Annotated in this window: 8 protein-coding genes and 1 pseudogene; 5 read left to right on the top strand and 4 right to left on the bottom strand. The window is 76.4% G+C overall.

Going from position 1 to position 8,525, the window contains the following annotated elements:
* From ACFXAM_RS14460 to ACFXAM_RS14450, 3 genes and pseudogenes are all read right to left on the bottom strand, one after another.
* A pseudogene (locus tag ACFXAM_RS14460) lies at positions 1-363 on the bottom strand (hypothetical protein); the annotation flags it as partial.
* 161 nt (positions 364-524) lie between these two features.
* Positions 525-1,163, bottom strand: a complete 639-nt coding sequence (locus ACFXAM_RS14455; RefSeq protein ID WP_380290951.1) for an NAD(P)-dependent oxidoreductase — start codon at positions 1,161-1,163, stop codon at positions 525-527.
* Positions 1,164-1,270: 107 nt separating this feature from the next.
* Complete coding sequence (locus ACFXAM_RS14450; protein ID WP_380290949.1) at positions 1,271-2,197, bottom strand: EamA family transporter; 927 nt, start codon at positions 2,195-2,197, stop codon at positions 1,271-1,273.
* 98 nt (positions 2,198-2,295) lie between these two features.
* Between ACFXAM_RS14450 and ACFXAM_RS14445 the strand changes: the two genes are divergently transcribed.
* Positions 2,296-2,802: a MarR family winged helix-turn-helix transcriptional regulator gene (locus ACFXAM_RS14445; RefSeq protein ID WP_380290947.1), complete on the top strand. Its 507-nt coding sequence runs from the start codon at positions 2,296-2,298 to the stop codon at positions 2,800-2,802.
* A gap of 31 nt (positions 2,803-2,833) precedes the next feature.
* On the opposite strand, the gene ACFXAM_RS14440 is transcribed toward ACFXAM_RS14445, so the two are convergent.
* Positions 2,834-3,691, bottom strand: a complete 858-nt coding sequence (locus tag ACFXAM_RS14440) for a methyltransferase domain-containing protein (protein WP_380290945.1) — start codon at positions 3,689-3,691, stop codon at positions 2,834-2,836.
* 29 nt (positions 3,692-3,720) lie between these two features.
* Between ACFXAM_RS14440 and ACFXAM_RS14435 the strand changes: the two genes are divergently transcribed.
* The 4 genes from ACFXAM_RS14435 (at position 3,721) to ACFXAM_RS14420 (ending at position 8,441) form a co-directional block, all read left to right on the top strand.
* The gene (locus ACFXAM_RS14435) at positions 3,721-5,256 is read left to right on the top strand and encodes a PLP-dependent aminotransferase family protein (RefSeq protein WP_380290943.1); all 1,536 of its coding nucleotides are present in this window, start codon (positions 3,721-3,723) and stop codon (positions 5,254-5,256) included.
* Positions 5,257-5,454: 198 nt separating this feature from the next.
* Positions 5,455-6,720, top strand: coding sequence for a glycoside hydrolase family 3 N-terminal domain-containing protein (locus ACFXAM_RS14430; protein WP_380290941.1), 1,266 nt, complete (start codon positions 5,455-5,457; stop codon positions 6,718-6,720).
* Between the two features lie 206 nt (positions 6,721-6,926).
* Positions 6,927-7,754: an aminoglycoside adenylyltransferase domain-containing protein gene (locus ACFXAM_RS14425; protein WP_380290939.1), complete on the top strand. Its 828-nt coding sequence runs from the start codon at positions 6,927-6,929 to the stop codon at positions 7,752-7,754.
* Positions 7,755-7,979: 225 nt separating this feature from the next.
* Positions 7,980-8,441: a hypothetical protein gene (locus ACFXAM_RS14420; RefSeq protein ID WP_380290937.1), complete on the top strand. Its 462-nt coding sequence runs from the start codon at positions 7,980-7,982 to the stop codon at positions 8,439-8,441.
* Positions 8,442-8,525 lie beyond the last annotated feature (84 nt).

Below are 8,525 nucleotides of genomic sequence, written 5' to 3'. Positions count from 1 at the left end.
GCGGGGGGGGGCGGCCCGGGGCCCGCCCCCCCCCCCCCCCCCCGGCCGGTGGTCGCCGGGCCCGGTGACCGTCGCCGGGCACGGGCCGCGCAGGGCGCGGTGCAGGGGGAGCGGGGCCTCGACGGGCGTCACGGGATCGTGCACCCGGTCGAGCATCGGCGTGGACGGCGGACCGGCGCCGGTGACTCGCCCCGGTGACCCGCGCCGCGCCCGCCGGGCGAGGACGGCGCACAGGACGGCGCACAGAACGGCGCACAGGGCGGGGAGCAGGGAGGTGAGCCGGGAGGTGAGCAGGGCGGCGGTGCGCAGGGAGCGCCGCCCGGGCCGGGGGCCGATCGGGGTGGTGGTGATGCGTACGGTCATGACGTCGATCCTGGCCCGTGGACCGGTCGTGATCGATCCAGTGGGCGCCCGTCTTTCCCCGGGCGCCGGAGCCACCTCTGACCGGGCGCCAGCTGGAGGAACGTCCCCCGTCCGGGTGACATCGGGGCGGGAGGTCGACGCCGGCCCGGGGGAGGGGTGTGTCAGTAGCCGACGGTGAAGCGGGTGCGGCGGTGGGCGGGTCGCTCGGCCTCGTCGAGGAGGGCGACGGCGAAGTCCTCCATGGAGATCGCCGAGGTGCCGTCCGGACCGATGACGAGCTCGTCGAGGCCCAGCCGGTAGCGGCCGGTCCGCTCGCCCGGTTCGAGCAGTGCGGCCGGGCTGAGGTAGGTCCAGTCGACCTCGGCGTCCGCGCGGCAGAGGGCGAGCTGCTCGCCGCAGGCGTCGGCGATCGGGCGCAGGGCGGCGGGGAATCCGGGGGAGTCCACGAGGGTGACGCCGTTCCCGCCGGGCAGGACGAGGCTGCCGGCGCCGCCGACGACGAGCAGCCGCACGCCGGTTCCGGCCAGGCCGGCCAGCAGGCCCTTGGTCGCGGTGGCCAGTTCGTCCTCCCGGCCGGGGGCCGGGCGGGTGGCGGTGACCAGCAGGTCCTGCCCGGCGGCGAGGCGGCGGACGTCGGCGGGGTCGCGGGCGTCACCGGTGGCGGTCCCGACCGTCGCCGGGAACCGGTGCGGGCGGGAGGGGTCGCGCAGGACGGCGGTGACCCGGTGGCCGCGGGCGGCGGCCTCGGCCACGACCCGGCTGCCGACGTTGCCGCTCGCGCCGAACACGGTGATGCGCATGGGGAGGTCTCCTGACGGTGGATCGGACGGGGATCGGACGGGGATCGGAAGGAAATCGGGAGGGAACCGGGAGGCGTGGACCACCAGGGGCGGGGCGCCCGGCCCGGTCAGGCGTCCTGGTGGGTGCGGGCGTCCGCGGGGGCGGCGGAGGGTGACGCGGCGACCACCTTCGACGGGGTCCGCGCCCGCTGGGTCTGGGCGGCGACCAGCGAGCCGAGCACGATCAGCGCGCCGAGCGCCTGGACGGGCGCCAGGTCCTGGCCGAGGACGAGCCAGCCGAGGGCGGTGGCGACCACCGGGCTGAGCAGGCCGAGGAAGGTGACCGAGGTGGGCGGCAGGCCGCGGATGCCGCGGAACCAGAGCGCGTACGCGACGGCCGCGCCGATCAGGCCGAGGTAGCCGTAGCCGAGCAGGTTGGCGCCGGTGAGGTGGGACGGCGGCGGACCCTCGACCAGCAGGGCGACCGGCAGGAGCAGCAGTCCGCCCGCGGTGAGCTGCCAGCCGGTGGTGGCGAGCAGCGGGGCCGGCGAGGTCCAGCGCTTGGAGAGGACGACACCGGTCGCCATCACCACCGCGCCGCCGAGCGCGGCGACGATGCCGAGGGCGTCCAGCTGGGCGTCGGCGCGCAGGACGAGCAGGCTGACGCCGGCCACGCCGGCGATGCCGGAGAGGAGGGTGCGCAGGGAGAGGCGGTCGCCGAGGAGCGCGGCCGAGAGCCCGGCGGCGATCAGCGGCTGGACGGCGCCGACGGTGGCAGCGACCCCGCCCGGCAGGCGGTAGGCGGCGACGAACAGGAGGGCGAAGAAGACGCCGATGTTCAGCGCGCCGAGGACGAGCGAGCGCCACCACCAGCTGCCCTTCGGCAGGCGGCGGGTGACCGCGACGAGGAGCAGTCCGGCGGGCAGGGCGCGCAGGACCCCGGCGAGCAGCGGGCGCCCGGGCGGCAGCAGCTCGGTGGTGACCAGGTAGGTCGAGCCCCAGATGGCGGGGGCGAGGGCGGTGATCAGCACGAGGGCGAGTCGATTCCTTAGCACTAAGTCAATGTATCTCAGTGCTAAGGAATCTGACCAGGGGGTGGGGCGGTGGACGCTGTGAGGTACCTCACCGCTAAGGCATCGTTTAGGGTGGAGTCATGGCAGAACGCGAAGATCATGTGGACCGGGTGGTCCGGCAGTGGGGCGCCGAGCGTCCGGACCTCGACGTCTCCCCCATGGAGGTGCTCGGCCGCCTCAAGCGGCTGACCCGGCTGGTCGACGCCGAGCTGAAGGAGACCTTCGCCCGGCACGACCTCGACTTCGCCTCCTTCGACGTGCTCGCCACCCTGCGCCGCAGCGGCCCGCCCTACCGGCTCACCCCGACCGGCCTGATGCGCTCGGCGATGGTCACCTCCGGGGCGATCAGCCAGCGCCTCGACCGGCTGGAGGCGCGCGGCCTGGTCACCCGCACCCCCAGCGGCTCCGACGGCCGCAGCCGCGACGTCGCCCTCACCGACGAGGGGTACGCCCTGATGGACCGCGCCCTGCCCGACCACCTCGCCACCGAGGAGCGCATCCTGGCCGGGCTGGACGAGGCCCGGACCGCGGCGTTCATCGACGCCCTGCGCGTGGTGCTCGACACCCTCGGGGACAACCCCGAGTAGCCCGGGCGGCCGGGGAGCCGCCGCGGGCCGCTCAGGGGTTGACCGCGACCGCCTTGAAGAAGGTGTAGTGGAAGGTCCCGCCCGGCTCCGCCGCGCGGCGGAGCTCGGCGACACCGCGCTCGAACTCCCCGGCCGTGGTGAGTCCGGCCGCGACCGCCTCCGCCCGCACCGCCTCGACCATCGCGATGAAGGTGCGCCGGGTGAAGGTCTCGGCCAGTGCGGGTCGGGCGCCGTCCGCCGACATCGTGCGCGGGCCCACCGCGACGTCCCGGAAGCCGGCGCCGGCGAGCAGCGGGTACAGCCGCCGGCCGATCAGGGCGTCGCCGCCGCCGTCCGCCTGGAGCCGGACCAGGTGGTCGACGACCCGCTGCGCGGCCGCGCCGAGCGGGTGGAAGCAGGCCGTGCCGTGGTCGCCCTCGATCACGGTCAGGGTGCCGCCGGGGCGCAGCACCCGGCGCAGCGCGGTCAGCGCCGCCGCCGGGTCGGCGAGGTGTTCCAGGACGAAGCAGACGAAGACGTGGTCGAAGGAGCCGTCGGGGAAGGGCAGGCGGTGCAGGTCGCCGTGGTGCCAGCGGACGTCCGCCCCGGGCGCGTGCGCGGCGACCCGGGCGCGCGCCTTCGCGAGCGAGTCCGCCGAGATGTCGGCGGCCGTCAGCAGCACGCCCGGGCTGGAGTCCAGCAGGTGCACCGTCTGCGCGCCGACGCCGCACCCGGCCTCCAGGACCCGGCTGCCGGGCGGGTAGGCGGTGCCGGCGTGGAGGAGGCCGGCCAGCGTGTCGGCCTGGTCGCCGAGGCGACGGGCCTCGGTGGGGGAGTAGCCGTGGACATAGCCGTGGACGGAGCCGGTCTCGACGCGGACCGCGGTGGACTGCGGGGTGCTCGTGGTCATGACGCCCACCCTCCCGGCACAATGGACCGGTGCACAGGTCCAATGAGCGGCCGATCGACAGGTCCACAACCGGTGGCGCCGACTTCCTCCAGCTCGACCCGGGCGAGGCCCCCGTCGGCGGACTCGCCGACTGGCTGGCCCGGCGGCTGCGGCAGGCGATCGCCGACGGACGGCTGCCGGCCGGCAGCCGGCTGCCCGCGACCCGGCTGCTCGCCGCCGACCTGCGGGTCTCGCGCGGCGTGGTCACCGACGCCTACCGCCGGCTCGCCGAGGAGGGCCGGGTCGCCGGCCGGGGCAGGGGCGGCACCGTCGTGGTCGACCCGCTCGCGCCGAGCGCCGTCCCCGCCGGACCGGGCCGGACCGCCGCCGTGCGCCCGCCCGCGCCCCCGACCGGGACACCACCCGGGTCGCCCTTCGCCGGCACCCCCGTCCCGGCCACCTTCGACGCCCTGCGCACCGCCCCCGCCAGGATCGACCTCTCGCCCGGCCTCCCGGACCTCGCCGCCTTCCCCCGCGCCGCCTGGCTGCGCGCCGAACGCGCCGTCCTGCACGGCCTCGCCGCCCGGGACTTCGGCTACGGCGACCCGCGCGGAACCCCCGCGCTGCGCCGCGCCGTCGCCGACTGGCTCGGCCGCAACCGCGGCATCCGCGCCGACCCCGGGGACGTCCTGGTGGTGGCCGGAGCCGCCCAGGCACTCGCCCTGGCCGGCGAGGTGCTCCGCGCGGACGGCCTGGACGTGGTCGCCGTCGAGGACCCGGGCTCGCTCGGCACCCGCCAGCACCTCGGCCACCGGATCACCGCCACCCCGCCCGTCCCCGTGGACGCCGAGGGCATCCGGGTCGACGCGCTGCGCGCCACCGGCGCCCGCGCCGTCCTGCTCACCCCCGCCCACCAGTTCCCCACCGGTGTGGTCCTCGGCGGTGCCCGGCGGCGCGAACTGCTCCAGTGGGCGGCGGAGGGCGGGCTCGTCATCGAGGACGACTACGACGCCGAACACCGCTACGACCGCCCGCCGGTGCCCGCGCTGCGCGGCGTCCTGCCCGAACAGGTCCTCCACCTCGGCAGCGTCTCCAAGCTCCTCGCCCCCGCCCTGCGCACCGGCTGGATGCTCGCCCCGGCCCGCTACCGGGACCTCCTGGTCGACGCCAAACGGCTCGACGACCTCGGCAACGCCGCCCTGCCGCAGCTCGTCCTCGCCCGGCTGATGGACTCCGGCGCGCTGGAGCGCCACCTGCGGCTGCTGCGCCCGCGCCACCGGCGCCGCCGGGACGCGATGACGGCCGCCGTCGCCGCCCACCTGCCCGGCGCCGTCGTGCACGGCGCGGCCGCCGGGCTGCACCTCATGGTCACCTTCCCGGCCGGTCTGACCTGCACGGACACCGAGCTCGCCGAGGCGGCGCTCGCCCATGGCGTGAAGGTCCAGCCGCTGTCCTGGCACGCCCGGCTGCCGCACCCGCCCGGCCTCGTCCTCGGCTACGCGGCCGGCGCGCCCGGCGAGATCGAGGAGGGCGTCGCCGTCCTCGGACGGCTGCTCCGGGAGGCGGGAGGACCGCTTCCGGGGTGAGGCTGCTGGTGTCACCCGCGCGCCACCCCGTGATCCGGGAGGGGGCCTTCGCCCCGGCCGGGTGATCGCCGGCCCGCCGGCCGGACCCGTCGACCCCACCGCGCCCGCCCCGCCGTCGCGGGCCGGGCGCCCGGGGCACCCCGGGCGCCGCCCGCCGGAGCGCCCGGACCCCGACCGACCGAGGGAGGCCGGATGCCGATGTCCCGCCGAACGATCCGTGTCGCGCTCCTCGCCCTGCTGCTCTCCGCCCTGGCCCCGGCCGCGCCGTCCGGCCAGTCGGCCCCGTCCGCCCACTCCGGCTCGTCCGGCCCATCCGGCCCATCCGGCTCGTCCGGCTCGTCCGGCCCGGCCGGTCCGCAGGGCCCGGAGGACGCCACCGGGCAGCACACCGAACCCGCCGTGACGGCCCCGATCCACCCCACCCCCACGGAGAGGACGACCCCCGTGCCCACCAACGATTCGCTCCAGCTCGCCGGCCGCCGGGTCATCTACTCCTACCCCGGCCCCACCCCGCCGCCGGAACTGCTCGCCACCATCCGCGCGGGCCGCGCCGCCGGCGTCATCTTCTTCAAGGAGAACGTCCCCTCGCTGCCCCAGCTCCAGGCGGCCGTCGCCCAGTTGCGGCAGGCGGCGGCCGAGTCGCCGACCGGCGCGCCGCTGCTGCTGATGACCGACCAGGAGGGCGGCAAGGTCCGCCGGCTGCCCGGCGCTCCGGACCTCTCGGCCAAGCAGATCGGCCTGGCCGCCGACCCGGCCGGCGCGGCCGCCGAGGCCGGCGCCGGTGCGGCCCGCACCCTGAGCGGGGCGGGTCTCAACGTCAACCTGGCACCGGTGCTCGACGTCTTCGACACCCCCGACAACTTCATCGACCACTTCGAGCGGTCCTTCAGCCGGAACCCGGACGTGGTGGCCGAGTTGGGTTCGGCCTACCTCGCCGCCCAGCAGCAGCTGGGCGTCGCCGCGACGGCCAAGCACTTCCCCGGGCTCGGCGCCGCCGCCCGGGAGGAGAACACCGACGCGAGCTCCGTCGTCCTCCCGGTCCCGCTCGCCGACCTGCGGGCGCGCGGCGAGGAGCCGTACCGGGCCGCCATCGCCGCCGGGGTCCGGCTGGTGATGGCCTCTTGGGCGGTCTACCCGGCCCTCGACGCCTACCGCCCGGCCGGGCTCTCGCGCGCCGTCGTCCACGGCGAACTGCGCGAGCGGCTCGGTTTCCGCGGCGTGACCGTCACCGACGCCCTCGAAGCCGTCGCCCTGGCGGCCTTCGGCGACGCCGGCGACCGGGCCGTCGCCGCCGCCGAGGCGGGTATGGACCTGGTGCTCTGCTCCGGCCGTGACCTCCAGCAGGGCGACACTGCCGTGCAGGCCCTGGCCACCGCCCTCGACAGCGGCCGCCTCGACACCGCCGGATTCACCGAGGCCGTCCAGCGCGTCGACGCGCTGCGCACCTCCCTGCCGGCCTCCTGACGCCGGTCCGCCCGCCCGCCCCCGCGCGGCCGGGGCCGTCCTCCGGCCTCCGGCCCAGGGGCGGCGCGGACCGGCGAGGGTGGCGCAGGGGTGGCGCGAAAGGGGGTGAGGGTGGCGCGAAGAGGGTGCACGGGCCATCAACACGCGCCGCTTCCTCGTGGAAACGAGCGGACACGGAGGGTCATCCTGGTGGCAGGCTTGCCGCCGTGACTGTGCACCCTCTCGTACACGAGATCGCCGACGCCTACCTGGCCCTGGTCGATGCCGCCGCGCCCGGACTGGTCGAGGGCCTGTACGTGGTCGGTTCGACGGCCCTGGGCGACTTCCACCCGGAACGGAGCGACCTCGACTTCGTGGCCGTGACCGCGGACCCGGTGACGGCCGGGCAACTGGTCGCACTGGAGCGCGCGCACGCCCGGCTCGCGCTCCGCCATCCGCGCCCCGTGTTCGACGGTCCCTACCTCACCTGGCACGAACTGGCCGGCCCCCCGGCGCAGGCGGCCCCGGGGCCGCACGTGCGCGGGGGGACGGTGCGGCACCGGGTGGGATCCGGCCGCACACCGGTGCTCTGGCACACGCTGGCCCGCCACGGCGTCACGCTCTGCGGGCCGCGGGCCCAGGAGCTGATGATCCACACGGACCCGGAGGAACTGGCCGGCTGGAGCCTCGTCCGGCTGGAGGAGCACTGGCACCCGTGGTGGCGCAGCTCCTCGCGGCTGGCGTCGCGGCCGGGGCTGGCCTGTCTGAACGAACGGGCGCCGGTCCGGGCGGTGCTCGGGGTGAGCCGGCTGCACTACACGCTGGCCACCGGACGGATCGCCTCCAAACGCGGGGCCGGCGAGTACGCACGGGCGGTGTTCGACGAGCGCTGGCACCGGATCCTGGACGAGTGCCTGCGGATCCGCGAGGGCGGGCGGCGGCGCTCGCTCTACCCGAACCCGTTCGGCCGGCGGGCCGACGCGCTGGCGTTCACGGACATGGCGATCGAGAGCGCCCGGCTGCTGGGGGCGGGCCGGCTGCCGCTGGGGGAGTAGCCCGGGACGGGACATGGTGAGGACCTTGATCGCGCCATCCGAGGCCGGTTTCCGGTCTGATCACCAACTGTTCGGATCTTTGTGCCGTATGGCCTTCGAATCATCTGCCACAGTTGCGTCACGCCACATGTGAAATGTCACATGTGGCCATAGTGATGCCCTGAATGCCTTGCCATGCCATGCCATGCAGGGCGAGGCGAGGAAGAGATACGGAGGAGCGGGACCATGCGGATGAACCGACTCACCCTGACGGCGGCCGGGATCGCTGGCGCGGCGGCCCTGCTGGCGGTGCCGGCCCAGGCGAACGCGGCCCGGGCGACCACCACGACCACCACCGTGACCTGCGGCGCGTCCGGCCTGCAGGCCGGACTGTCGACCAAGGTGTGCGCCGAGGTCACCGGCACCGGTGTCCAGCTGTACGGTCAGATCAGCCTGGCCGGCCCGCCGAGCCCGGGCACCCCGTGGCCGCAGACCGTCGAGCTGCTCACCGGCCTGTCCGGCGAGGTCGTCGGCGGCGCCTCGCTCGGCTCGGTCAGCGGCCGGACCCTGTTCACCGCCAGCACCGTGCAGGTGCCGGGCGTCGGCGGGACCGTCCCGTGCGGCTCCACCGTGCACGGCAGCTTCAGCGTCGCCACCTACCCGTGGTCGCCGGTTCCGGTGACCGTCGACGTCGTGGTGCCCTGTTGATGACGGCGGGTCGATGACGCGGTCCTGACGGGCCGACGGGGGCGGGCGGGGCCCGGGGGGGGGGCGCCCCCGTGCCCGCGGCCG

The sequence above is a fragment of the Kitasatospora sp. NPDC059462 genome (assembly GCF_042749955.1).
In the GTDB taxonomy this organism is placed as follows: Bacteria; Actinomycetota; Actinomycetes; order Streptomycetales; family Streptomycetaceae; genus Kitasatospora.
Note: the sequence above shows the minus strand (reverse complement) of the source record. Positions and strands in the feature narration are given on the sequence as shown.